Annotated in this window: 18 protein-coding genes; 15 read left to right on the top strand and 3 right to left on the bottom strand. The window is 51.7% G+C overall.

Annotated elements, in window-relative coordinates:
• The first annotated feature begins 41 nt into the window (after positions 1–41).
• The 8 genes from syd to HV346_RS17855 all read left to right on the top strand — a co-directional run bounded on the left by syd (position 42) and on the right by HV346_RS17855 (position 8,432).
• Positions 42–587: a SecY-interacting protein gene (syd, locus tag HV346_RS17890; RefSeq protein ID WP_181620594.1), complete on the top strand. Its 546-nt coding sequence runs from the start codon at positions 42–44 to the stop codon at positions 585–587.
• A 629-nt stretch (positions 588–1,216) separates the two neighbouring features.
• Positions 1,217–1,546 (top strand): YqcC family protein, encoded by a 330-nt coding sequence (locus tag HV346_RS17885; RefSeq protein WP_181620593.1) that lies wholly within the window; start codon positions 1,217–1,219, stop codon positions 1,544–1,546.
• The gene (gene truC / locus HV346_RS17880) at positions 1,543–2,322 is read left to right on the top strand and encodes a tRNA pseudouridine(65) synthase TruC (RefSeq protein WP_181620592.1); all 780 of its coding nucleotides are present in this window, start codon (positions 1,543–1,545) and stop codon (positions 2,320–2,322) included. The genes HV346_RS17885 and truC overlap by 4 nt, the downstream gene beginning before the upstream one ends.
• A 21-nt stretch (positions 2,323–2,343) precedes the next feature.
• The gene (locus tag HV346_RS17875) at positions 2,344–2,793 is read left to right on the top strand and encodes a flavodoxin (protein WP_181620591.1); all 450 of its coding nucleotides are present in this window, start codon (positions 2,344–2,346) and stop codon (positions 2,791–2,793) included.
• Between the two features lie 363 nt (positions 2,794–3,156).
• Entirely contained in the window at positions 3,157–4,509 is a 1,353-nt protein-coding gene (locus HV346_RS17870) for an MFS transporter (RefSeq protein WP_181620590.1), read from the top strand.
• 2 nt (positions 4,510–4,511) lie between these two features.
• Positions 4,512–5,852, top strand: a complete 1,341-nt coding sequence (locus HV346_RS17865) for an enolase C-terminal domain-like protein (protein WP_181623823.1) — start codon at positions 4,512–4,514, stop codon at positions 5,850–5,852.
• A 15-nt stretch (positions 5,853–5,867) separates the two neighbouring features.
• A complete protein-coding gene (gene gudD, locus HV346_RS17860; protein WP_181620589.1) occupies positions 5,868–7,205 on the top strand; it encodes a glucarate dehydratase in 1,338 nt (445 codons plus the stop codon).
• A gap of 87 nt (positions 7,206–7,292) precedes the next feature.
• Positions 7,293–8,432, top strand: coding sequence for a glycerate kinase (locus tag HV346_RS17855; RefSeq protein WP_181620588.1), 1,140 nt, complete (start codon positions 7,293–7,295; stop codon positions 8,430–8,432).
• Positions 8,433–8,514: 82 nt separating this feature from the next.
• On the opposite strand, the gene barA is transcribed toward HV346_RS17855, so the two are convergent.
• Entirely contained in the window at positions 8,515–11,274 is a 2,760-nt protein-coding gene (barA, locus tag HV346_RS17850; RefSeq protein ID WP_181620587.1) for a two-component sensor histidine kinase BarA, read from the bottom strand.
• A gap of 57 nt (positions 11,275–11,331) precedes the next feature.
• Between barA and rlmD the strand changes: the two genes are divergently transcribed.
• The 5 genes from rlmD (at position 11,332) to eno (ending at position 19,006) form a co-directional block, all read left to right on the top strand.
• Positions 11,332–12,630: a 23S rRNA (uracil(1939)-C(5))-methyltransferase RlmD gene (gene rlmD, locus HV346_RS17845; RefSeq protein ID WP_181620586.1), complete on the top strand. Its 1,299-nt coding sequence runs from the start codon at positions 11,332–11,334 to the stop codon at positions 12,628–12,630.
• Between the two features lie 51 nt (positions 12,631–12,681).
• Positions 12,682–14,913 carry a GTP diphosphokinase gene (gene relA / locus HV346_RS17840; RefSeq protein ID WP_181620585.1) on the top strand — a complete coding sequence of 744 codons (2,232 nt, stop codon included), beginning with the start codon at positions 12,682–12,684 and terminating at the stop codon, positions 14,911–14,913.
• Between the two features lie 59 nt (positions 14,914–14,972).
• Positions 14,973–15,764, top strand: a complete 792-nt coding sequence (gene mazG, locus HV346_RS17835) for a nucleoside triphosphate pyrophosphohydrolase (RefSeq protein WP_181620584.1) — start codon at positions 14,973–14,975, stop codon at positions 15,762–15,764.
• Positions 15,765–15,987: 223 nt separating this feature from the next.
• A complete protein-coding gene (pyrG, locus tag HV346_RS17830; protein ID WP_181620583.1) occupies positions 15,988–17,625 on the top strand; it encodes a CTP synthase (glutamine hydrolyzing) in 1,638 nt (545 codons plus the stop codon).
• An 82-nt stretch (positions 17,626–17,707) separates the two neighbouring features.
• On the top strand, positions 17,708–19,006 hold the full coding sequence (gene eno, locus HV346_RS17825; RefSeq protein ID WP_181620582.1) for a phosphopyruvate hydratase: 1,299 nt from the start codon (positions 17,708–17,710) through the stop codon (positions 19,004–19,006).
• Positions 19,007–19,059: 53 nt separating this feature from the next.
• On the opposite strand, the gene HV346_RS17820 is transcribed toward eno, so the two are convergent.
• Together HV346_RS17820 and HV346_RS17815 are read right to left on the bottom strand one after the other, a co-directional pair.
• Positions 19,060–20,169 carry an SDR family oxidoreductase gene (locus HV346_RS17820; RefSeq protein WP_181620581.1) on the bottom strand — a complete coding sequence of 370 codons (1,110 nt, stop codon included), beginning with the start codon at positions 20,167–20,169 and terminating at the stop codon, positions 19,060–19,062.
• Between the two features lie 368 nt (positions 20,170–20,537).
• Entirely contained in the window at positions 20,538–21,362 is an 825-nt protein-coding gene (locus tag HV346_RS17815) for a MurR/RpiR family transcriptional regulator (RefSeq protein WP_181620580.1), read from the bottom strand.
• 167 nt (positions 21,363–21,529) lie between these two features.
• Here HV346_RS17815 and HV346_RS17810 point away from each other — a divergent pair, with 167 nt between their 5' ends.
• Positions 21,530–23,086 carry a PTS transporter subunit EIIC gene (locus HV346_RS17810; protein ID WP_181620579.1) on the top strand — a complete coding sequence of 519 codons (1,557 nt, stop codon included), beginning with the start codon at positions 21,530–21,532 and terminating at the stop codon, positions 23,084–23,086.
• Positions 23,086–23,793 (top strand): N-acetylmannosamine-6-phosphate 2-epimerase, encoded by a 708-nt coding sequence (locus HV346_RS17805; RefSeq protein WP_181620578.1) that lies wholly within the window; start codon positions 23,086–23,088, stop codon positions 23,791–23,793. Before HV346_RS17810 ends, HV346_RS17805 begins: the two co-directional genes overlap by 1 nt.
• Positions 23,794–23,814 lie beyond the last annotated feature (21 nt).

The raw sequence follows: 23,814 nt of genomic DNA, 5'->3' as shown, positions 1-23,814 counted from the left end.
AGGGGCTGAGTTTATCCTGTCTTACGAGAAGAGAGAAATCGGTGGATATTGAAACGGCAAATGCGCTAACTGCATTCACAACACGCTACTGCGATGCATGGCACGAGGCAAAGGGAACATGGCCGCAAAGCACTGACTTATATGGTGTTCCTTCACCGTGTGTTATCTCTTCTGTGGATGATAGCGTGATCTGGCAACCCCGGCCTTTTACCGGTGAGCAAAATGTAAATGCGGTTGAACGCGCAATGGACCTTGTGGTAAAACCAGCCCTTCATGCGTTTTATACCACTCAGTTTGCAGGGGATATGGTTGCCCAGTTTGCTGGCACTGCCCTGACATTGCTGCAAACCTGGAGTGAAGATGATTTGCAGCGTGTTCAGGAAAATCTGATTGGACACCTGGTCACGCAAAAGCGTCTTAAACTATCTCCGACACTTTTTATTGCAACGCTCGACAGTGAACTGGATGTGATTTCCGTCTGCAACCTGTCTGGTGAAGTGATCAAAGAGACCATCGGAACCCGCAATCGTGATGTTCTTGCCCCTTCACTTGCGGATTTCCTCACCCGGCTTGAGCCTCTTCTGTAATCCATCGTGCTACTAAGCGTGTGAGAGATCTCTTACAAGGTTTGTGAGAGATCGCCGCATTAGTAAGCTTCGTCTTATCACATTAATATTTCTATCCTTTTATTTTTCAGTTGGTTATATTTTTTTTGGCCGCCTGAAGTGGTAATAAGACGCTTACATGGCTTACGGAGTGGGTTGTAAGACGAAGCGGAATAGCGGATTCTATCTCTGTCGACAGGAAGCCGGCACGAGAAACGAACATCAGGATGATGGCGTTTCTCACTCAGGACACGTCGGGATGGCGCGACAGGAAGGCTTCAGGATGAAGCAAAAGGATAACGCAGGACGCGTAAGGGACACCTCCAGGAAGGAGAATGGGAGCCGGTCAGGATGATTGGTGGGTCAGGAAGGCCAGGACGTTTCGGGATGAAACATTCACATCAGGATGATGTGAGCAGGATGCAGCGGTTTAAGGATGACCAGGCCCTCGGGCTTCAGGAAAAGTTGTCATGGATGAGCAGGGAGCACGAATTGTAGCTGGAATGCTGCGAAACGAACCGGGAGCACTGTTTTTACAGTGCTCCCTTTTTTTATTTCCCGTTCTGCAATGTTATGCTGCGCGCCATTGTGTTTTTCGGTCGAGGTTTTTCATGACGCATCACGATAGCGTACGTGCCCAGTTGCACGCCATCGAAGCAGTATTGCGCCAGCATCAGGTGTGGCAAGAGAGTTCACCGCAGCCAGAGGCGTTCGCCAGTACACAGCCTTTCTGCCTGGACGCCATGGAACCTTTTGAGTGGTTACAGTGGGTGTTGATCCCACGTATGCACGCCCTGCTTGATGGGCATCATCCACTTCCCCAGAATTTTGCTATCGCACCCTACTACGAAATGGCAGTAGATGCTGCACATCCTGCCCGTGAAGTGATCCTGGTTGAGTTACAACGTCTGGATACGCTTGTTTCCGGTGATAATGCATGACGCTGGAAATTCTTTACCAGGATGAGTGGTTGGTTGCGGTCAATAAACCCTCGGGCTGGCTGGTACATCGTAGCTGGCTGGATCGCGATGAAAAAGTGGTTGTGATGCAAACCGTGCGTGACCAGATAGGCCAGCATGTGTTTACCGTCCACCGTCTGGACAGGCCAACGTCCGGCGTGCTCCTTATGGGGTTATCAAGCGAAGCGGGGCGTTTATTGTCCCAACAGTTTGAACAGCATCAGATCCAAAAACGCTATCATGCCATTGTGCGTGGCTGGCTAATGGATGCCGCAACACTTGATTACCCGCTGGTTGAAGAGCTGGATAAAATCGCCGATAAATTTGCCCGCGATGATAAAGGTCCGCAGCCTGCAGTAACGGATTATCGTGGTCTGGCAACCACAGAGATGCCCGTTGCAACCAGTAAATTCCCAACCACACGTTACGGCCTGGTTGAGCTGGAGCCGAAAACCGGGCGCAAACACCAGCTGCGACGCCATCTTGCGCATCTTCGCCACCCGATTATTGGTGACAGCAAGCACGGTGATTTACGCCAGAACCGTAGCGCAGCGGAACATTTTGGCTGCAATCGCCTGATGTTGCATGCAAGCCAGCTCAGCCTGACGCACCCTTTCACCGGAGAGCCCCTGACGATTCGGGCGGGGTTGGATGAGGTCTGGATGCAGGCGCTGTCACAGTTTGGCTGGCTGGGACAACTCCCCGAAAATGAAAGGGTTGAGTTTGTGTCAGGCAACGTCCAGGATGAACAGCAATAGCAAAAAGGAAGGGAGCAAAGCATGGCTGAAGTCGGAATTTTTGTCGGCACAATGTACGGTAACTCACTGCTGGTAGCGGAAGAAGCCGAAACCATTCTCGCCAGCCAGGGCCATAAAGCCACGGTTTACGAGGACCCGGAACTGACAGATTGGGAAAAGTACAAAGATAAATACATCCTGGTCGTGACCTCGACGACAGGCCAGGGTGATCTGCCGGACAGCATTGTGCCTCTTTTCCAGGGCATCAAAGATCAGCTCGGCTATCAGCCTGATGTTCACTACGGCATTATTGCTTTGGGTGACAGTTCATACGCCAACTTCTGCGGCGGTGGGAAGCAGTTCGATGCACTCCTTCAGGAGCAAAGCGCGCAGCGCGTAGGCGACATGCTGCTTATCGATGCGGGCGAGCATCCCGAGCCTGAAAGCGAATCCAATCCCTGGGTTGAGCACTGGGCAACACTGCTGAAATAACATAATGCCCGGCGGTGCTTCGCTTGCGCGAGCTTACGGGCTTTGTCGGCCGGGTATGGCGTCGCCTGCCACCCGGTGAGACAGATCTCTCAAAATCATCATTTCCGTGAAGTCCCCCCCATTCCTTTGGGCTTTTGCCCCAAACAACCTCTCTCACTTCTTTTAATGTTGTGTTCATGCACGGTGAGCGAAAGAGTCACTCCTTCATATACTTTTTCCGTCAGTTACCAAAAAAGGCAGTGTTTCACTATAAAACGGCACTACGCCGTACCAAAACTGCCAAACACTAACCTCACATTCTGATTACCCTACAGGTGCTGTACAGAATGGACCAGGCGAAAGCTATGATTCAGGAGTGCAACAATGAGTACATTAAGCCACGCGGCGAGTAGCGCTGAAAAGCGTACCAATGCTCGCTACTGGATAGTGGTGATGTTGTTTATCGTCACATCCTTTAACTATGGTGACCGCGCCACGCTGTCGATTGCCGGTTCAGAAATGGCAAAAGATATCGGGCTTGATGCGGTTGGCATGGGTTACGTTTTCTCCGCATTTTCATGGGCCTATGTTATTGGCCAAATTCCCGGCGGCTGGCTGCTTGACCGCTTCGGCTCCAAACGCGTCTATTTCTGGTCCATCTTTATCTGGTCGATGTTTACCCTGTTACAGGGGGTCGTCGATATCTTCAGCGGGTTTGGCATCATCATTGCGCTCTTTACCTTGCGCTTCCTGGTGGGGTTAGCTGAAGCACCTTCTTTCCCGGGTAATAGTCGCATTGTTGCCGCCTGGTTCCCGGCGCAGGAGAGAGGAACGGCAGTCGCAATTTTTAACTCTGCACAGTACTTTGCCACGGTTATCTTCGCACCCATTATGGGCTGGCTGACGCATGAAGTGGGCTGGTCACATGTCTTCTTCTTTATGGGCGGGCTTGGGATCGTTATCAGTTTTATCTGGCTGAAAGTGATCCACGAACCGAACCAACATCCAGGCGTGAACAAAAAAGAGCTGGAGTATATTGCTGAAGGTGGAGCGCTGATCAACATGGATCAGAAATCGACCAAAGCAAAAGTGCCGTTCGGCCAGAAATGGGCGCAGATCAGGCAACTCGTGGGTTCACGCATGATGATTGGCATCTATCTGGGCCAATACTGTATTAACGCCTTAACCTATTTCTTTATTACCTGGTTCCCGGTCTACCTGGTGCAGGCGCGCGGGATGTCGATCCTGAAAGCTGGCTTTGTTGCTTCTATCCCGGCGGTGTGCGGTTTTGTGGGGGGCGTGTTAGGTGGGGTGATTTCCGACTGGCTGATGCGTCGCACGGGCTCATTGAACATCGCCCGTAAAACACCGATTGTGCTCGGGATGTTGCTCTCGATGACAATGGTGTTCTGTAACTACGTAAGTGCTGAGTGGATGATCATCGGCTTTATGGCGATGGCCTTCTTTGGCAAAGGCATTGGCGCACTGGGCTGGGCGGTGATGGCAGATACCGCGCCAAAAGAGATCAGTGGCCTGAGCGGCGGGTTGTTCAATATGTTCGGTAACATCTCCGGCATTGTCACGCCAATAGCCATCGGCTACATCGTGGGTACAACCGGATCGTTTAACGGCGCACTGATTTATGTGGGAGTTCATGCCCTCGTGGCAGTACTGAGCTACCTGGTTCTGGTGGGTGATATTAAACGTATCGAACTCAAACCTGTGATGGAGCGCTGATGATGACGACGCAATCAAGTCCCGTGATCGTTGAGATGCAGGTCATCCCGGTAGCCGGGCAAGACAGTATGCTACTCAACATTGGCGGGGCACATAACGCCTGGTTCACCCGTAATATTGTGGTACTTACCGACAACGCCGGAAACACGGGCGTAGGTGAAGCGCCTGGCGGAGAGGTGATTTACCAGACGCTGGTGGATGCTATTCCACTGGTTGTGGGCCAGGAAGTGGCTCGCCTGAATAAAGTGGTTCAGCGGGTGCACAAAGGCAACCAGTCAGCTGACTTTGATACTTTTGGCAAAGGTGCCTGGACATTTGAACTGCGCGTGAATGCCGTTGCGGCGCTGGAAGCTGCGTTACTCGATTTACTGGGTAAGGCTCTGAATGTGCCGGTGTGCGAACTGCTGGGGCCCGGTAAACAGCGCGATGCGGTAACGGTTCTGGGTTATCTGTTCTACCTCGGCGACCGTAACAAAACCGATCTGCCTTATCTTGAACGCTCGCCAGGCCATCACGAATGGTATCAGCTGCGCCATCAGGAGGCGCTCTCCAGCGAGGCGGTCGTTCGGCTGGCGGAAGCTGCGCAGGATCGCTACGGTTTTAAAGATTTCAAGCTGAAAGGCGGCGTGTTGCCAGGCGAACAAGAGATCGAAAGTGCGCGCGCGTTGAAAAAACGTTTTCCTGATGCGCGCATCACCGTCGATCCCAATGGTGCATGGTTGCTGGATGAGGCTATTGCCTTGTGTAAAGGACTGGGCGATGTGCTGACTTACGCGGAAGATCCCTGTGGTGCAGAGCAGGGCTTCTCCGGACGGGAAGTGATGGCGGAATTTCGTCGGGCGACCGGGTTGCCAGTGGCGACCAATATGATCGCCACCAACTGGCGCGAAATGGGTCATGCGGTGATGCTCAACGCTGTGGATATCCCGCTGGCCGACCCGCATTTCTGGACGCTTTCCGGCGCAGTGCGTGTCGCGCAGCTTTGCGATGACTGGGGGCTGACCTGGGGTTGCCACTCCAATAACCACTTCGACATTTCGCTGGCGATGTTCACTCATGTTGGGGCCGCTGCGCCAGGAACACCGACCGCCATTGATACACACTGGATCTGGCAGGAAGGGGAAGCCCGTCTGACGAAAAATCCTCTGGAGATAAAAAACGGCAAAATCGCCGTACCCGATGCACCTGGGCTGGGTGTGGAGCTTGACTGGGATCAGGTCCATAAAGCGCATGAGGCATATAAAAAGCTGCCAGGTGGTGCGCGTAATGACGCAGGCCCGATGCAGTATCTCATTCCCGGCTGGACATTTGACCGTAAACGCCCTGTTTTTGGACGTCACTGATAAAAGGATTGCACGATGAACACATTTTCTACACCTGTTGTTACTTCCATGCAGATCATTCCGGTTGCAGGTTATGACAGCATGTTGATGAACCTGAGTGGCGCACATGCCCCCTTCTTTACCCGTAATATTGTCATTATTAAGGACAACTCCGGGCATACCGGTGTGGGTGAAATCCCGGGCGGCGAGAAGATCCGCAACACGCTGGAAGAGGCTATTCCATTCGTTGTTGGCAAAACGCTGGGTGAATATAAAAACATCCTGAATAGCGTGCGCAGTAACTTCGCTGACCGCGATGCCGGTGGGCGTGGCTTGCAGACTTTTGACCTGCGCACCACGATTCACGTCGTGACAGGCATTGAAGCGGCAATGCTGGATCTCTTAGGCCAACATCTGGGCGTTAACGTGGCGTCGCTGCTGGGGGAAGGTCAGCAGCGTAGCGAAGTCGAAATGTTGGGATACCTGTTCTTTGTGGGCAACCGCAAACTGACGCCGCTGTCGTATCAAAGCCAGCCTGATGAACAGTGCGACTGGTATCGTCTGCGCCATGAAGAGGCGATGACGCCGGATGCCGTTGTGCGCCTGGCGGAAGCCGCTTATGAAAAATACGGCTTTAATGATTTTAAATTGAAGGGGGGAGTGCTGGCGGGGGCTGAGGAAGCCGAAGCGATTTCTGCGCTGGCAAAACGTTTCCCGCAGGCGCGTGTCACGCTGGATCCAAACGGAGCGTGGTCGCTTGACGAAGCGATTAAAATTGGCAAACAGCTAAAAGGCGTGCTGGCTTATGCGGAAGATCCGTGTGGGGCGGAGCAAGGGTTCTCCGGGCGTGAAGTGATGGCGGAATTCCGTCGCGCGACTGGCTTGCCAACGGCCACTAATATGATTGCTACCGACTGGCGTCAGATGGGCCATACGTTGTCTCTGCAGTCTGTTGATATTCCGCTGGCTGACCCACATTTCTGGACGATGCAGGGCTCGGTTCGCGTGGCGCAGATGTGTCATGAGTTTGGCCTGACCTGGGGTTCTCACTCGAATAACCACTTCGATATTTCTCTGGCGATGTTCACCCATGTCGCTGCTGCTGCACCTGGCAACATTACCGCTATCGATACCCACTGGATCTGGCAGGAGGGCAACCAGCGTCTGACCAAACAGCCGTTTGAAATCAAAGGCGGCATGGTGCAGGTTCCGGCCGCTCCAGGACTGGGTGTTGAGCTGGATATGGATCAGGTCATGAAAGCGCATGAGTTGTATCAGAAACACGGCCTGGGAGCGCGCGACGATGCAATGGCAATGCAGTATTTGATCCCGAACTGGACCTTTAATAACAAACGCCCTTGCATGGTGCGTTAAGTGTATTGCCGGTTCCTGCGGGAATCGGCATTTTCGCAAGCTGGGCGGGTGTATGCTTAACGTAGTTAACATGCGTAAGGATGGCTTATGAAAATTGTTATCGCACCGGACTCATATAAGGAAAGTTTGAGTGCGCTTGAGGTGGCGACAGCGATAGAGCAGGGGTTTCGCGAAGTCTTCCCATCGGCGGATTACGTTAAATTGCCGGTTGCCGATGGTGGTGAAGGTACGGTGGAAGCGATGGTTGCCGCAACGCATGGGCGAATTATCCATGTTCCGGTTACGGGACCGCTGGGTGAGCGTGTTGATGGTTTTTATGGGCTATCTGGCGATGAACAAAGCGCCTTTATTGAAATGGCCGCCGCGAGTGGCCTGGAACTGGTCCCCCCTTCGCAGCGAAACCCGTTAAAAACAACCTCCTGGGGAACCGGTGAACTCATCCGCCATGCGCTGGATGCGGGCGTTAAACATATCATCATTGGTATTGGCGGCAGTGCAACCAATGACGGCGGGGCGGGGATGGTACAAGCGCTGGGGGCGAAACTGCTGGATGCAAAAGAGCAGGCTATCGGCCAGGGCGGAGAGGTGCTGGAAAATCTGGCGCATATTGATTTAAGCGGTCTGGATAAGCGTCTGACAGCCTGCCGGATTGAGGTTGCTTGCGATGTCACGAATCCGTTAGTCGGAAAAGAGGGGGCATCGGCGGTATTCGGGCCACAAAAAGGCGCAACGCCTGAGATGATCGAATCCCTGGACAACGGGCTTGCCCACTACGCGAGAATTATTGCCCGGGATCTGGATATCGATGTGCTGAATCTGGCCGGGGGCGGTGCTGCTGGCGGTATGGGGGCGGCGCTGTATGCGTTTTGCGGAGCACAGTTGCGTCAAGGCATCGAGATTGTGACGGATGCGCTGCATCTGGATGAACAGGTGGTTGATGCTGATCTGGTGATTACTGGTGAAGGGCGAATCGACAGCCAGACAATCCACGGTAAAGTCCCGGTGGGCGTGGCGAAAATTGCTAAGCGCTACAACAAACCGGTTATTGGGATTGCAGGTAGCCTGACGGCAGATGTTGGGATTGTGCATGACCACGGCATCGATGCCGTGTTTAGCGTGATTTATTCCATTTGCTCGCTGGAAGATGCGCTGGATAACGCACAGCAAAATGTCCAGATGGCTGCGAGGAATATTGCTGCAGTCTTGAAAATAGGGCTGGGATCTTAGCTGGAATTGCCGGTACGGTTTCGCTTTACCGGGCCTGCGTTCATACACTCGTAGGCCCGGTAAGTGCTCACGCCACCGGATTTTAGCCGCCAGGGATCCGGGCCGCTTCCCGCGCGACGTTATCCATCTCATCCAGCAACTCAAGAAACTCCGGTTCCAGTTCAGACTCCGGCGTACCGGCGCGAAGCTGCTGTTCCAGCAACTGACAGAGGTTTTTCAACCGTGGTACGCCACTGTAACCACAGCTACCGTGCAGTTTGTGGATAGCATCCAGTAAATCTTCAGGGTTTTCTCCCACCAGTTGTTCTTCAACTTTGTTACGGATTTCCGGCAGGAAGGCGACCAGCATTTGCAGCATATCACGTGCCAAATCAGGTTTACCGGCCGCCTGGCGGAGTGCCAGTTGCCAGTCGAATGTAACGTTTGGATTGATGCTGATCTCTGGCGATTCAGGCTGTGTAACAACTGCTCCGCCGATATGTCCTGGCTTATAACGTAACAGCAGGTTGTGCAGTTTCTCTTCGTCGATCGGTTTTGCCAGATAATCGTTCATTCCGGCGCTCAGGAGTTTCTCTCTCTGACCGGCCATCGCATGTGCGGTTACGGCAATAACGGGAGTCTGCTGCTGATGGGGAAGCTGGCGGATCAGTTCGCAGGCACGGATACCGTCCATACCCGGCATTTGAATATCCATCAGGATAAGATCGAACTGCATCTGTTTTGCCTGCTCGACGGCTTGAGCGCCGCTGGAACATAACTCAATATGCTGCACCTGATCGTCGAGGAGTACGCCAATGAGTTTAAGATTTGCAGGATTGTCATCCACGGCCATCACCGTCATAGGCAGCTTATGCTCATCATTGGCTAACGGCAGGGCGTAATGGCTTATACGGCAATATTCAGTTAAGGCCGGTAACAGTCGCGTGGAGGTCAGTGGTTTGAGAAGACACGCCGCAGCGCCGTCATTTTTCAGCTCTTCTGCGTTAATTTGAGCGTGGCATGGCAGTGCCAACAGCAGGTAATCGGTCATTGAAGCCGCTTTTGCAAGCCGCTCCTGTTGCATGCTCAGTTCTCCGGTGAAGGTCACCGGGATCCCCATCAGCAAAATATCGTAATGATCGACAGCCAGGGCAGAGAAAGTTGGACTATAGATAACTTCCAGTGGTGTGGTGCTTAACACATCCAGCGTACTTTGTGCCGCCGCAGCGTTAGGCTCAACGTAGGCCAGACGCTTACCTTTGAGGCAATCGGTCATTGGGCCATCGGTCAGAACGTTCGGGTTAAGATCGAGGTTAATGTGGAACCAGAATGTTGATCCGCGGTTTGGCTGGCTATGGAAGGAGATATCTCCCCCCATCTCTTTCACCAGCTTTTGCGTGATCACCAGCCCTAATCCCGTTCCTCCGTGGCGGCGTGAGATGCTGGCATCGGCCTGACGGAAAGCCTGGAAAAGGCGTGACTGGTCGCGTTCCGGGATCCCAATGCCGGTGTCTCGGATCTGAACTTCTATCTGCACGTTGTTATTACTGATGGCACGTTTTTCTACCAGAACGTCAATGTTGCCGCTCTCGGTGAATTTAATCGCATTACCAACCAGGTTAGTGATGACCTGTTGCAGACGTAACGGATCGCCGATCACATTGTCAGGAACGTCGTTTTTGATATTAAGCGTCAGCTCAAGCCCCTTATCATGGGAAGAGTGCGCGAGGAGCGTTACCACTTCATCCAGCGTACTGCGAAGTGGGAAAGGAATACTTTCCAGAAGCAGCTTACCGGCTTCCAGCTTGGAGAAGTCCAGCACGTCGTTGATGATCGCCAGCAGGTTGTTGGCCGAACGTTCAATGGTGTGCAGGTGATCGCGCTGAGTTGGGTTAAGTTCGCTTTTGAGCGTCAGACGGGTAAAACCAATTACGCCATTCAGTGGCGTTCGCAGTTCGTGAGACATGTTTGCCAGAAACTCAGATTTAATGCGAGCGGCCTCCTGGGCGCGCTTTTTCGCCAGATCCAGCTCGACGTTCTGAATCTCCATCTGCTCCAGCGTTTCGCGCAGGTCAGACGTGGCCTGATCGACGTTGTGCTGCATCTCTTCATGGTAGGCTGCCAGCGACATGGCCATCGAGTTAATGCCATTTTTCAGCATATCCAGCTCGCCCAGCATAAAGCCTTCCACGCGGCTATCGAGCTGCCCCCGACGAATGCGGTCAACGGTGTTCACCATGTTGCGGATTGGTCCCGTTACGTCACGCATTAAGCGCCAGCCGAAAATTAAGGCAATGCCGATACAAAACAGCATCATCACACCGGAAATGAAAATCTCTTTGTACTGCTGGAGCCTGACTGATTTGAGATCCAGTTCGAGTGCCACATACCCCAGCATGTTGTTACTGGATTTGGCATCGGAGATGGCTGATTCATCAGGTGAATAGCTTTCGGAAATAATCGGGGTGCGCAGGATCATAATATCGCCACGCCTTACTACGCTGAGACGGCGCGGGAAAGGTGTACCGTCAGGAATTTTCAGCTCGCCTGGATCAAGATGAAAATTCGAGGTCACAAACAAGCGGTTGTGTTCATCGTAGACGGAAATAGCCCGCACAATTTCAGAATGGCGGCGGTGTAACACGCTGATTAGCTGACCAATTGATTCGCGGTTCTGCAAATTCATCCCATACTCACTGGAGACTGCCAGCGGTTCGATAATGCTGGCTCCGGCATCTTCCAGTTGCCTCTGCAAATCGTTATAGCGGTGCACCACAAAGAAGATACTCAACAGCAAACCGATAAGAACGGTGGGGGCGAGAATCAAAATCATCATGCGCGCACGCAGGCTGTAGTTGGTCATGGAGTTCCGTTATGGGACAATTAGGGTCATTATGTTTATTTGAGAAAAATCTCGGCGATGGCGCAATTCTACTCTGCAAAGCGACGCGTGACGACGCGTCAGATCATAACTGTTGAAGCCACAGACCTCGATCCCTTTGGTCAGGGGGTTGCACGTCATAATGGTAAAGCCTTGTTTATAACAGGTTTGCTGCCAACCGAACGAGCAGAAATTACGCTGACGGAAGACAAACGCCAGTATGCACGTGGTCAGGTTAAACGACGTCTTAATGATAGCCCTGAACGTGTTATGCCGCGTTGCCCACATTTTGGGGTTTGTGGTGGATGTCAGCAACAACATGCCAGTGTAGCGTTGCAGCAAAAAAGCAAGAGCAGTGCGCTGGCGCGTTTACTCAAACATGACGTTAACGACATCATTGGTGATACCCCCTGGGGTTACCGCCGCCGGGCGCGGTTGAGCCTTAACTATCAGCCCAAAACGCAGCAACTGGAGATGGGATTTCGTAAAACCAGTTCCAGCGATATTGTGAATATCACGCAGTGCCCTGTTTTGATGCCCCAACTTGGTGCATTGCTCCCGGAGATACGCGCGTGTTTGTCTGCGCTGGATGGTGTGCGCCATCTGGGCCATGTCGAACTGGTACTGGCTAACAATGGTCCGCTGATGGTGCTTCGCCATACTGCACCCCTGTCGGCAAAAGACAGAGAAAAACTGGAACGCTTTTCGCATTCCCACGAGCTTGCGCTTTTCCTTGCGCCACAAAGCGAGATACTTGAACAGGTTACGGGAGAGTCTCCCTGGTATGTAGCAAACGGGCTACGCTTAACGTTCAGCCCGCGCGATTTCATCCAGGTGAATGATGGCGTTAATCAGAAAATGATAGAAAACGCACTCGCGTGGCTGGATATACAACCTACTGACCGGGTGCTCGATCTGTTCTGCGGTATGGGGAATTTTACGCTGCCGTTAGCGATGAAAGCATCAAGTGTCGTCGGTGTCGAAGGTGTCGAGGCGCTGGTGGCTAAAGGGCAGGAGAACGCACAACAGAATGCGTTGCGCAATGTGACATTTTTTCATCAGAATCTCGAAGAAGATGTCACGCAACAGCCCTGGGCAAAACAGGGTTTTGACAAAATTCTGCTCGATCCGGCGCGTGCTGGTGCGCCGGGTGTTATGCAACATATTATTAAACTCGCGCCCAAACGTGTGGTCTATGTTTCCTGTAATCCAGCGACTCTTGCCAGAGATAGCGAAGCATTGATCGATGCGGGTTACCAGATTCAGCGTCTGGCAATGTTGGACATGTTCCCGCACACTGGGCATCTGGAATCAATGGTGTTGTTCGAGCACATCTAATTAGTTCGGCTTGTCGACTTCGACAGGCCCTGGTCCCTAAAGGAGAGGACGATGGTTGCGGTAAGAAGTGCACATCTTAATAAAGCTGGTGAGTTTGACCCACAAAAATGGATCGCAAGTCTGGGAATTTCCAGCCAGCAGTCGTGTGAACGCTTAACCGAAACCTGGGCATATTGTCTGCGAACGACGCAGGGCCATGCTGATGCTGATTTACTGTTGTGGCGCGGCATCGAGATGGTCGAAATTTTGTCCATGCTGAACATGGATCTCGAAACGCTACAGGCAGCGCTGTTATTCCCGTTGGCGGATGCCGAAGTGGTTAGCGAGGATGTCTTACGCGAAAGCGTCGGTAAATCCGTTGTCGCCCTGATCCATGGCGTGAGGGATATGGCGGCTATTCGTCAGCTCAAAGCGGCACAGACCGATTCTGTTTCATCGGAACAGGTTGATAATGTCCGTCGCATGTTGCTGGCAATGGTGGATGATTTCCGTTGCGTCGTCATTAAGTTGGCAGAGCGTATTGCTCACTTGCGCGAAGTGAAGGATGCCCCAGAAGATGAACGTGTTCTGGCTGCCAAAGAATGTACCAATATCTATGCGCCTCTGGCGAACCGATTAGGGATTGGGCAACTGAAATGGGAGCTTGAAGATTACTGCTTCCGTTATTTGCATCCGGATGAATACAAGCGAATAGCCAAATTACTGCACGAACGTCGTATCGACAGAGAACACTACATCGACGAGTTTGTTGGTGGCTTGCGTCAGTCGATGAAAGAAGAGAATGTGCGGGCTGAAGTGTATGGTCGTCCAAAGCATATCTACAGCATCTGGCGCAAAATGCAGAAAAAACACCTCACTTTTGATGAGTTGTTTGATGTACGTGCGGTACGTATCGTGGCGGAGCGTTTGCAGGACTGTTATGCCGCGCTCGGTATCGTCCATACTCATTTTCGCCACCTGCCTGATGAGTTTGATGACTATGTTGCAAACCCCAAACCTAACGGCTATCAGTCGATCCATACCGTTGTACTGGGCCCTGGCGGCAAGACCGTTGAGATCCAGATCCGCACCAGACAAATGCATGAAGATGCTGAGCTGGGTGTAGCCGCGCACTGGAAGTACAAAGAAGGTACGTCCGGCGGCGTGCGCTCTGGTCATGAAGATCGTATCGCCTGGCTGCGTAAGCTGATTGCGTGGCAGGAGGAGATGGCTGACTCTGGCGAGATGCTTGATGAAGTCCGTAGTCAGGTCTTTGATGACAGGGTGTACGTGTTTACGCCAAAAGGCGATGTTGTTGACCTGCCTGCAGGATCGACGCCGCTCGATTTTGCATATCATATCCACAGCGATGTCGGGCATCGTTGTATTGGCGCGAAAATTGGTGGGCGAATTGTACCTTTCACCTATCAATTGCAGATGGGCGATCAGATTGAAATCATCACCCAGAAACAGCCGAACCCAAGCCGTGACTGGCTGAACCCAAACCTGGGATATGTCACGACCAGTCGCGGACGCTCAAAAATCCATGCCTGGTTCCGCAAACAGGATCGCGACAAAAACATCCTTGCTGGGCGTCAGATCCTTGATGATGAGCTGGAGCATATTGGTATTAGCCTGAAAGAGGCGGAAAAACATCTGCTGCCGCGCTACAACTTCAACGAGCTTGACGAGCTGTTGGCGGCAATTGGCGGCGGCGATATCCGCCTCAATCAGATGGTCAATTTCCTGCAAGGGCAGTTCAACAAGCCAAGTGCGGCAGAGCAAGATGCTGCGGCGTTGAAACAGCTTCAGCAGAAAACCTATGCTCCGCAACAACGTAGCAAAGATAACGGCCGTGTTGTTGTGGAAGGGGTCGGCAACCTGATGCACCATATCGCTCGCTGCTGTCAGCCTATCCCTGGCGATGACATTGTTGGTTTTATCACCCAGGGGCGCGGCATCTCGATTCACCGTGCTGACTGCGACCAACTCGCAGAGTTGCAATCCCATGCGCCAGAGCGAGTGGTTGATGCGGTTTGGGGCGAAAGTTACTCTGCCGGGTACTCGCTGGTAGTGCGTGTCACGGCCAACGACCGCAGCGGTTTGCTGCGCGATATCACGACCATTCTCGCCAACGAGAAAGTGAATGTGCTGGGTGTCGCCAGCCGTAGCGATACGCGCGAACAACTTGCCACAATCGACATGACTATCGAAATCTATAACCTGCAGGTGCTGGGCCGTGTGCTGGGCAAACTGAACCAGGTGCCAGATGTGATTGATGCGCGTCGTCTTCACGGCGGCTAAGATTAACATCTCTTTTTCCCCTCTCTGAACGGAGAGGGGATGTATCTCAAGGATTTTTCATGACCCAGATAGACCGCCTGCTCGGCATTATGAAACGCCTGCGTGACCCTGAAAACGGCTGTCCGTGGGATAAAGAGCAGACATTCTCTACCATTGCGCCTTATACCCTCGAAGAGACTTACGAAGTGCTGGATGCTATATCGCGTGAAGATTTTGACGACCTGAGAGGTGAACTGGGCGACCTGCTGTTCCAGGTCGTGTTCTATGCGCAGATGGCTCAGGAAGAGGGGCGTTTTAATTTTGATGACATCTGTGCGGCGATTAGCGACAAGCTGGAGCGTCGTCATCCGCATATTTTCGGTGATGCCACGGCTGAAAACAGTGCTGAAGTACTGGCGCGCTGGGAACAAATTAAAAGTACTGAACGGGCTGAAAAGTCTCAGCATTCAGCGCTGGATGATATTCCCCTGAACCTGCCTGCGCTTATGCGTGCGCATAAAATCCAGAAGCGGTGCTCTGCGGTAGGCTTTGACTGGACATCACTCGGCCCGGTGCTGGATAAAGTCCATGAAGAGATCGACGAAGTGATGCACGAAGCACAGCAGGCGGTTATCGATGAAGCCAGGCTTGAAGAAGAGGTGGGCGATTTACTGTTTGCGACGGTCAACCTTTCGCGCCATTTAGGTGTAAAAGCGGAAACCGCTCTGCAAAAAGCCAACCTTAAGTTTGAACGTCGTTTTCGCGAAGTTGAGCGGATTGTTGCCTCGAGAGGCCTGGAAATGACGGGGGTAGACCTTGATGTGATGGAAGAAGTCTGGCAGGAAGTAAAACGCCAGGAATATGATCTCTAACGAATTTTTGCGATCAAGCGCAATTTGTGTGATTTTTTAAATGACAAGCGCTTGATTTGCGTCAAAAACATTTACCCAAAAGGGGCTATTTTCTCACTCCTTATGTTTGTCATGGCCTGGAATGGAGACGGAGAATGAAAGTTTGTGGCGCTCGCCGTGTTCGGGTATACTACTTTCCCGTCCTGGTTATTCCATCGTTTCACCCTAACTTCTCAGGTTCAGCATGACAACGAACTATATTTTTGTGACCGGCGGGGTCGTATCCTCTCTGGGTAAAGGCATTGCCGCAGCCTCCCTCGCAGCCATTCTTGAAGCCCGTGGCCTCAATGTGACCATGATGAAACTGGATCCGTATATTAACGTCGATCCTGGTACCATGAGTCCAATCCAACACGGGGAAGTATTCGTTACTGAAGACGGCGCTGAAACCGATCTGGATCTTGGCCACTACGAGCGTTTCATTCGCACCAAAATGACCCGTCGCAATAACTTTACGACAGGCCGTATTTACTCCGATGTTCTGCGTAAAGAGCGTCGTGGTGATTATCTGGGTGCAACGGTTCAGGTTATCCCACACATCACGAATGCGATTAAAGAGCGCATTATTGCGGGTGGTGAAGGACATGATGTTGTCCTGGTCGAAATCGGCGGTACTGTGGGGGATATCGAATCCCTGCCATTCCTTGAAGCGATTCGCCAACTGGCTGTTGATATTGGTCGTGAACATGCCCTGTTCATGCACCTGACGCTTGTGCCTTACATGGCCGCTGCAGGTGAAGTGAAAACCAAACCGACTCAGCACTCTGTGAAAGAGCTGCTTTCCATCGGTATTCAGCCTGACATCCTGGTTTGTCGTTCCGATCGCCCGGTTCCGGCGAACGAACGTGCGAAAATTGCATTGTTCTGTAACGTGCCAGAAAAAGCCGTTATTTCAATGAAAGACGTCGATTCCATTTATAAAATTCCAGGCCTGTTGAAATCACAGGGGCTGGACGATTATATTTGTAAACGATTCAGCTTGAACTGCCCGGAAGCAAATCTGTCCGAATGGGAACAGGTTATCTACGAAGAAGCGAACCCGGCAGGCGAAGTGACTATCGGTATGGTCGGCAAGTACATTGAACTGCCGGATGCCTATAAGTCAGTTATTGAAGCGCTGAAACACGGTGGTCTGAAGAACCGCGTCTCCGTTAACATCAAGCTGATTGACTCGCAGGATGTTGAAACGCGTGGCGTTGAAATTCTGAAAGATCTGGATGCGATTCTGATCCCTGGCGGCTTTGGCTACCGTGGTGTAGAAGGTAAAATCGCAACTGCACGCTATGCGCGTGAAAACAATATTCCATATCTGGGTATTTGCCTGGGTATGCAGGTTGCGCTGATCGAGTTTGCGCGCAATGTCGTCGGGATGGAAAACGCCAACTCGACGGAATTTGTGCCAGACTGTAAGTACCCTGTTGTGGCGCTTATCACCGAATGGCGTGACGAAGACGGTAATGTTGAAGTCCGTACTGAGAAAAGCGATCTGGGTGGCACGATGCGTCTTGGTGCTCAGGCTTGCCAGGTATCTGACGATAGCCTGGTTCGTAAGATGTATGGCGCGCCAGTTATCACTGAACGCCATCGTCATCGTTACGAAGTCAACAACATGCTGTTGAAACAAATTGAAGCTGCGGGTCTGCGTATTGCGGGCCGCTCCGGGGATGATCAGTTAGTCGAGATCATCGAGGTGCCAAACCACCCTTGGTTCGTCGCCTGTCAATTCCACCCGGAATTTACTTCAACGCCGCGTGATGGGCATCCGCTGTTTGCAGGCTTTGTGAAGGCTGCCAGCGAGTACCAGAAGCGTCAGGCGAAGTAAAAAAAGTTAGAACGGCAACGCGTACCTTTGGTACGCGTTGTTTGTCTGGAGTTTTAGTTTAACTTGTACTGAGGAAAATCTAATGTCCAAAATCGTTAAAGTCATCGGTCGTGAAATCATCGACTCCCGTGGTAACCCGACCGTTGAAGCCGAAGTTCACCTGGAAGGTGGTTTCGTTGGTATGGCTGCTGCTCCGTCAGGTGCTTCTACTGGTTCCCGCGAAGCGCTGGAACTGCGCGATGGCGACAAATCCCGTTTCATGGGCAAAGGCGTACTGAAAGCTGTTGGCGCTGTAAACGGTCCTATTGCTCAGGCAATCCTTGGCAAAGATGCCAAAGACCAGGCTGGCATCGACAAGATCATGATCGATCTGGACGGTACTGAAAACAAATCTAACTTCGGTGCGAACGCAATCCTGGCAGTTTCTCTGGCAAACGCCAAAGCAGCAGCTGCTGCAAAAGGCCAGCCACTGTTCGAGCACATCGCTGAACTGAACGGCACTCCAGGCAAATACTCCATGCCAGTACCAATGATGAACATCATCAACGGTGGTGAGCACGCAGATAACAACGTCGATATTCAGGAATTCATGATTCAGCCAGTTGGCGCGAAATCCCTGAAAGAAGCCGTACGTATGGGTTCTGAAGTGTTCCACAACCTGGCTAAAGTTCTGAAAGCTAAAGGTATGAACACTGCTGTTGGTGACGAAGGTGGCTATGCGCCAAACCTGGGCTCTAACGCAGAAGCACTGGCTGTAATTGCTGAAGCTGTTAAAGCTGCTGGCTATGAGCTGGGCAAAGACATCACTCTGGCGATGGACTGTGCAGCATCTGAATTCTACAAAGACGGTAAATACGTCCTGGCTGGCGAAGGCAACAAAGCATTCACCTCTGAAGAATTCACTCACTTCCTGGAAGACCTGACCAAACAGTATCCGATCGTGTCCATCGAAGATGGTCTGGACGAATCTGACTGGGCTGGTTTCGCATACCAGACCAAAGTACTGGGCGACAAAATCCAGCTGGTTGGTGACGATCTGTTCGTAACCAACACCAAAATCCTGAAAGAAGGTATCGACAAAGGCATCGTTAACTCCATCCTGATCAAATTCAACCAGATCGGTTCTCTGACCGAAACTCTGGCAGCGATCAAAATGGCGAAAGATGCTGGCTATACTGCCGTTATCTCTCACCGTTCTGGCGAAACTGAAGACGCTACCATCGCTGACCTGGCTGTTGGTACTGCTGCAGGCCAGATCAAAACAGGTTCTATGAGCCGTTCTGACCGTGTTGCTAAATACAACCAGCTGATTCGTATCGAAGAAGCTCTGGGCGAAAAAGCACCATACAACGGTCGTAAAGAGATCAAAGGCCAGGCGTAATCGCTTAAGCCCTTGAAATGAAAATGCCAGTCATTCGACTGGCATTTTTTTGGCTATTTGAAATCAACGGCCATCTGTTCGGGAATTGTCAGACCCTGTGTCGTCTGCACACAGCGTGCGATGTAGTCCGTAAAGCGGGGCGGTTTTGGCATTCCCATACTCAGCAGCTTATCATTACTGAAACGTACGTTCAGCGTGGCAAACGCACCGTACAAACGCATTGCCTTCAGCATCAGACGTTCGTTGCAAGGACCGAAGATATCCTTCAATTCGCGACGCATTTTGACCAGTGTTCCATAGCTCACCTGGGCATATTTATCCCCTACAGGCGCTTTCTCCAGAGCCTGAGCCATCGCCTTATCAATATCAGCAAACCGAACGCTGTTCTCTTCACCGGCAGAAATATGTACCACTTCACCCTGGCTTGCTTTGCTTTCCAGCAGCATTAACAGCGCATCAGCACAGTAGTCCACGGGAACCACATCGATTCTATCTTCCATTGAGCACATAAATTTTTGCAGCATTAGGCCCATACTGAAGACCCAGAAAATACTGCTTGAAGGTTCACATCCGTGGCGGGTATGGCCGACCACGATTGACGGACGGGCAATCAGCAGGGGTAACTGCGGACAATGCTGGCGCATCAGTTGCTCGATGGTGGATTTAGAGTACGTATACTCCACCAGGTGCTCAGCGTTTTCCCTGAATTCAGCACTTTCCGCCACCAGTGAATCTTGCTCTGGTGTACATGACATCGCGGTTCCTACATGCAGGAAACGCTGTAAACCTGCAACCTGCTCCATTCTGCGGGCCAGCGCCAGTGTGCCTTCCACGTTCACTTTCCAGATGAGAGGGTTATTACCAAAAGAGGCCACGGCAGCACAGTTAAGTGCGTGGGTCACCTGGTCCAGGCGCGGATCGTTCAGGAAGGCATCGGTATTACCGAGATCGCCGATGATAATATTGTCCGGCTTCAGTACCGCCAGCTGATCCTCATTAACATTGAATTTGCGCATATTTTCTTTGACGCGCTCAAGCCCTTTCTCTCGGTTGCTGGCTCGTACCAGAAGTAACAAATTTACTGGTTGATCGCTGGTAAGTATTTTTTCTAGTACTGCTCCGCCAAGAAATCCGGTCACACCCGTAATGAATAACGTATTCATGGATACTGTCTCATGATGATAGATTAGGCGGATTGTAGGCGGGGAAAAGTAAACGGCGTTTAAATAAGGAAAGGGCACGTTGCGCTGTATCTTAAGCTTATTTTAAGGTAAGAAAATCGGGAGAAGATATTCGACAGTTAAGTACGATGTAAAATTCAATTTAATTATTTTTAATATTTAATATGTTGTTTTTTATGCATTTTATAAAAACTCACTGTAGTGTTGAATTGATTCAAAATGTAAGAAATAAAATGACTTGTTACACCATTAATTCAGACTATGAATAACGTCATTATCCTAAAGTGAAACGCTTTACATGTATAAGGTTATAACGTAGCAGGCTATAAAAATAGCCTGCTACGTTATAATTATAATAACAATGGCAGTGTTGCACTGGCAGTTTGCTGATTGATATCGCTGTAATGGCTATCAAGCGCGATCAGCGACGTGGTGAGTAGCTCCACCAATAACATCACCCCCACTTTCGCATTCAATGCTCCGGCACTCAGCGGTCCTTCCGGTTTTGCTGCAACTAACTGGATATCGCACAGTGAAGCCAGCGGGCTACGTGGCGTATTACTCAGCGCCAGCACCGGAACCCCTCGCTTGCGCGCCAGCTTAACAACATGCAGTAAATCCCGCGTCGAACCCGAACTGGAAATGGCCACGACCAGAGAGGTTTTTGGGAGCGTAGCGGCATTCATGGCGGCCCGGTGCATATCACTGAAAAGCTGTACCGGCTTGCCAAGACGCAGCAGCTTATAGTGCAAATATTCGCCCAGGATCGCACTGGCTGCTACGCCGTAAATCTGAACGGATTGTGCCTGATGCAGAGCCAAAGCGGCGTTCGCCAGAAGTGCCCTGTCGAGCAGCTTTGCGGTGTCCAGCAGGGCTTGTACCGATTCGTCGACGACATTATCGATTTCATCACCATTCTGGCGAGCGGGTTGCCCTTGCTGAATATCCAGCGCCAGCGCCATTTTAAACTCGTTATATCCCTTACAACCTAGCGCACGGCACAGACGTGTCACGCTGGCTTCGCTGGTATCGCTTTCGCGCGCCAGCTCAGTAATCGTCAGGTAGAGCACCCTGGCTGGATCGTTTAGCACAAACTCTCCCAGCTTTTGTTGCGTTGGGCTGTATCCAGAGACGCCCTGCCGCAGCCTCAGCAGCAGATTTTCATTTTCTGACATGCAAGATCCTTAATGCGTTTCCCTGCCGGATAGTGTGGCGGAAAGCGGGGGAGAGATGCCAGTCATTTTAAAAAAGTATGATCAACCTCCAGGTTGTTGGTGATAATTTTCATATTTAAATATTAATGTGGTAAAAATTTTCATCAATTGGCGAGGGGAATGAAAAAATGATGCACATGTTCAGTGGAACCTCTTCGGGGGCATGGTTTGAGAAGGCACAACGTTTTGGTAAATCGTTTATGTTGCCGATCGCGGTATTGCCTGCGGCGGGCTTATTGCTGGGGATTGGTGGCGCGTTATCTAATCCCAATACGTTAACGGCGTATCCGTTTTTAGATGTGGGTTGGTTACAGGCCATTTTCACGATCATGAGCAGTGCGGGGGCGATTGTCTTTGCCAACCTCTCTGTGCTCTTCGCTGTGGGTGTGGCGGTAGGGCTGGCGAAAACCGACAAAGGAACTGCCGGGTTATCGGCATTGCTCGCGTTTCTGGTGATGAATGCCACCATTAATGCCTTGTTGATCCTGACGGGGAAACTGGCCCATGAGAACCCTGGTTCCGTGGGGCAGGGGATGACGCTAGGTATTCAGACGTTAGAGACCGGTGTGTTTGGTGGTGTAGTGATAGGCCTTGTGACCTGCGCGTTGCATCATCGGTTTAACAAAATTGCGTTACCTCAGTTCCTCGGTTTCTTCGGTGGCTCACGCTTTGTGCCAATTATCTGTTCACTTGCCGCTATCGTTGTTGGTGCGGTGATGACGGTAGTTTGGCCGCATTTCCAGAAACTGATTTTTGGTCTGGGAGGACTGGTGGATGCAACCGGTTATCTGGGTACGCTACTCTACGGTTTTATTCTGCGTATGCTGGGTCCATTCGGCTTACATCACATCTTCTATCTCCCATTCTGGACAACCGCTCTGGGCGGCAGTGAACTTGTGAATGGTCAACTGGTTGAAGGGACCCAGCGGATCTTCTTTGCTCAACTGGCCGATCCTCATACTCAGCAGTTCTATATCGGCACATCGCGTTTTATGTCCGGACGCTTTATCACCATGATGTTTGGCCTGCTTGGGGCATGTCTGGCGATGTATCACACGGCAAAACCGGAGAATAAAAAGCGCGTGGCCGGGCTTCTTCTCTCCGCGGCGCTGACCTCTTTCCTGACGGGGATCACTGAACCTATCGAGTTCTCGTTCCTGTTTGTCGCTCCGGCGCTGTATGTCATCCATGCTTTCTTTGATGGCCTGGCGTTCATGCTTGCCCACATTCTGCACATCACTATTGGTCAGACGTTTTCTGGCGGATTCATCGATTTCATTCTGTTTGGCGTATTGCAGGGTGAAGCAAAAACTCACTGGATGTATGTCCCGTTGGTCGGCGTGCCGTGGTTCTTCCTCTACTACTTTACTTTCCGTTACCTGATTAACCGATTTGGCTACCTGACCCCGGGGCGTGAGAAAGACGTCGCAGTGGAAAACTCACTTCCACAAAGTGCGCGGGCAGCGGCGGTGATTGCTGGGCTTGGCGGGAAAGACAATCTCGATGAAGTGGATTGCTGCGCTACGCGTTTACGCGTGACGGTGAAAGATGGCAGCAAAGTGAATGAGTCTGCACTGAAAGCGACCGGGGCGCGAGGCGTCATCCTGCGCGGCAATGGCGTTCAGGTAATCTACGGTCCGCACGTCACTATTATCAAAAACGAAGTTGAAGAGATCTTATCGTAATGAAAACAGTACTGAATCACCTGAAAGGCAAATTGGTCGTCTCCTGTCAGGCGCTGGAAAACGAACCGCTTCACAGTCCGTTTATCATGTCACGGATGGCACTGGCGGCGGCGCAGGGGGGAGCCGCCGCGATTCGTGCAAATAGTGTGGTGGATATTGACGCGATTAAACAGCAGGTCTCGCTACCCGTGATCGGTATCATCAAACGTGATTATCCGGATAGCGATGTGTTTATTACCGCCACCATGAAAGAGGTGGACGAGTTGATGAGCGTATCGCCGGAGATCATTGCTCTTGATGCGACGACACGTCCGCGGCCAGGTGGACAAACGTTAGACGTGCTGGTTGGGCAAATTCGCCACCGTTATCCCTCGATTCTGCTTATGGCTGATATTGCCACTGTTGAAGAGGCCATCACGGCACAGAAACTTGGTTTTGATTGCATAGGGACAACGCTTTATGGCTATACCGCAGAGACGGCGGGGCACACCTTGCCAGAAAATGACGGCGCTTTTCTGCAAGAGGTGCTGGCAGCCGTCTCGATCCCGGTGGTGGCTGAAGGGAACGTTGATACGCCTGAGCGGGCAGCGAGATGCCTTGAAATGGGCGCACATATGGTTGTTGTTGGCGGCGCAATTACTCGTCCACAACAGATCACCGGGCGTTTTATCGCGGCAATCAGCCACCAAAGCATCGATGGAGCATGATCCTCAGACGGGGATCTGCGA

Source organism: Enterobacter sp. RHBSTW-00994, assembly GCF_013782625.1.
In the GTDB taxonomy this organism is placed as follows: Bacteria; Pseudomonadota; Gammaproteobacteria; order Enterobacterales; family Enterobacteriaceae; genus Enterobacter.
Note: the sequence above shows the minus strand (reverse complement) of the source record. Positions and strands in the feature narration are given on the sequence as shown.

Bases quoted from the DNA above. Each gene is read 5' to 3' on its own strand.
- relA (WP_181620585.1), top strand. From the start codon at position 12,682: ATGGTTGCGGTAAGAAGTGCACATCTTAATAAAGCTGGTGAGTTTGAC.
- HV346_RS17820 (WP_181620581.1), bottom strand. From the start codon at position 20,169: ATGAATACGTTATTCATTACGGGTGTGACCGGATTTCTTGGCGGAGCA.
- HV346_RS17855 (WP_181620588.1), top strand. From the start codon at position 7,293: ATGAAAATTGTTATCGCACCGGACTCATATAAGGAAAGTTTGAGTGCG.
- HV346_RS17810 (WP_181620579.1), top strand. From the start codon at position 21,530: ATGATGCACATGTTCAGTGGAACCTCTTCGGGGGCATGGTTTGAGAAG.
- HV346_RS17885 (WP_181620593.1), top strand. From the start codon at position 1,217: ATGACGCATCACGATAGCGTACGTGCCCAGTTGCACGCCATCGAAGCA.
- truC (WP_181620592.1), top strand. From the start codon at position 1,543: ATGACGCTGGAAATTCTTTACCAGGATGAGTGGTTGGTTGCGGTCAAT.
- HV346_RS17805 (WP_181620578.1), top strand. From the start codon at position 23,086: ATGAAAACAGTACTGAATCACCTGAAAGGCAAATTGGTCGTCTCCTGT.
- eno (WP_181620582.1), top strand. From the start codon at position 17,708: ATGTCCAAAATCGTTAAAGTCATCGGTCGTGAAATCATCGACTCCCGT.
- barA (WP_181620587.1), bottom strand. From the start codon at position 11,274: ATGACCAACTACAGCCTGCGTGCGCGCATGATGATTTTGATTCTCGCC.
- mazG (WP_181620584.1), top strand. From the start codon at position 14,973: ATGACCCAGATAGACCGCCTGCTCGGCATTATGAAACGCCTGCGTGAC.
- gudD (WP_181620589.1), top strand. From the start codon at position 5,868: ATGAACACATTTTCTACACCTGTTGTTACTTCCATGCAGATCATTCCG.
- HV346_RS17865 (WP_181623823.1), top strand. From the start codon at position 4,512: ATGACGACGCAATCAAGTCCCGTGATCGTTGAGATGCAGGTCATCCCG.
- HV346_RS17815 (WP_181620580.1), bottom strand. From the start codon at position 21,362: ATGTCAGAAAATGAAAATCTGCTGCTGAGGCTGCGGCAGGGCGTCTCT.
- pyrG (WP_181620583.1), top strand. From the start codon at position 15,988: ATGACAACGAACTATATTTTTGTGACCGGCGGGGTCGTATCCTCTCTG.
- HV346_RS17870 (WP_181620590.1), top strand. From the start codon at position 3,157: ATGAGTACATTAAGCCACGCGGCGAGTAGCGCTGAAAAGCGTACCAAT.
- HV346_RS17875 (WP_181620591.1), top strand. From the start codon at position 2,344: ATGGCTGAAGTCGGAATTTTTGTCGGCACAATGTACGGTAACTCACTG.
- rlmD (WP_181620586.1), top strand. From the start codon at position 11,332: ATGGCGCAATTCTACTCTGCAAAGCGACGCGTGACGACGCGTCAGATC.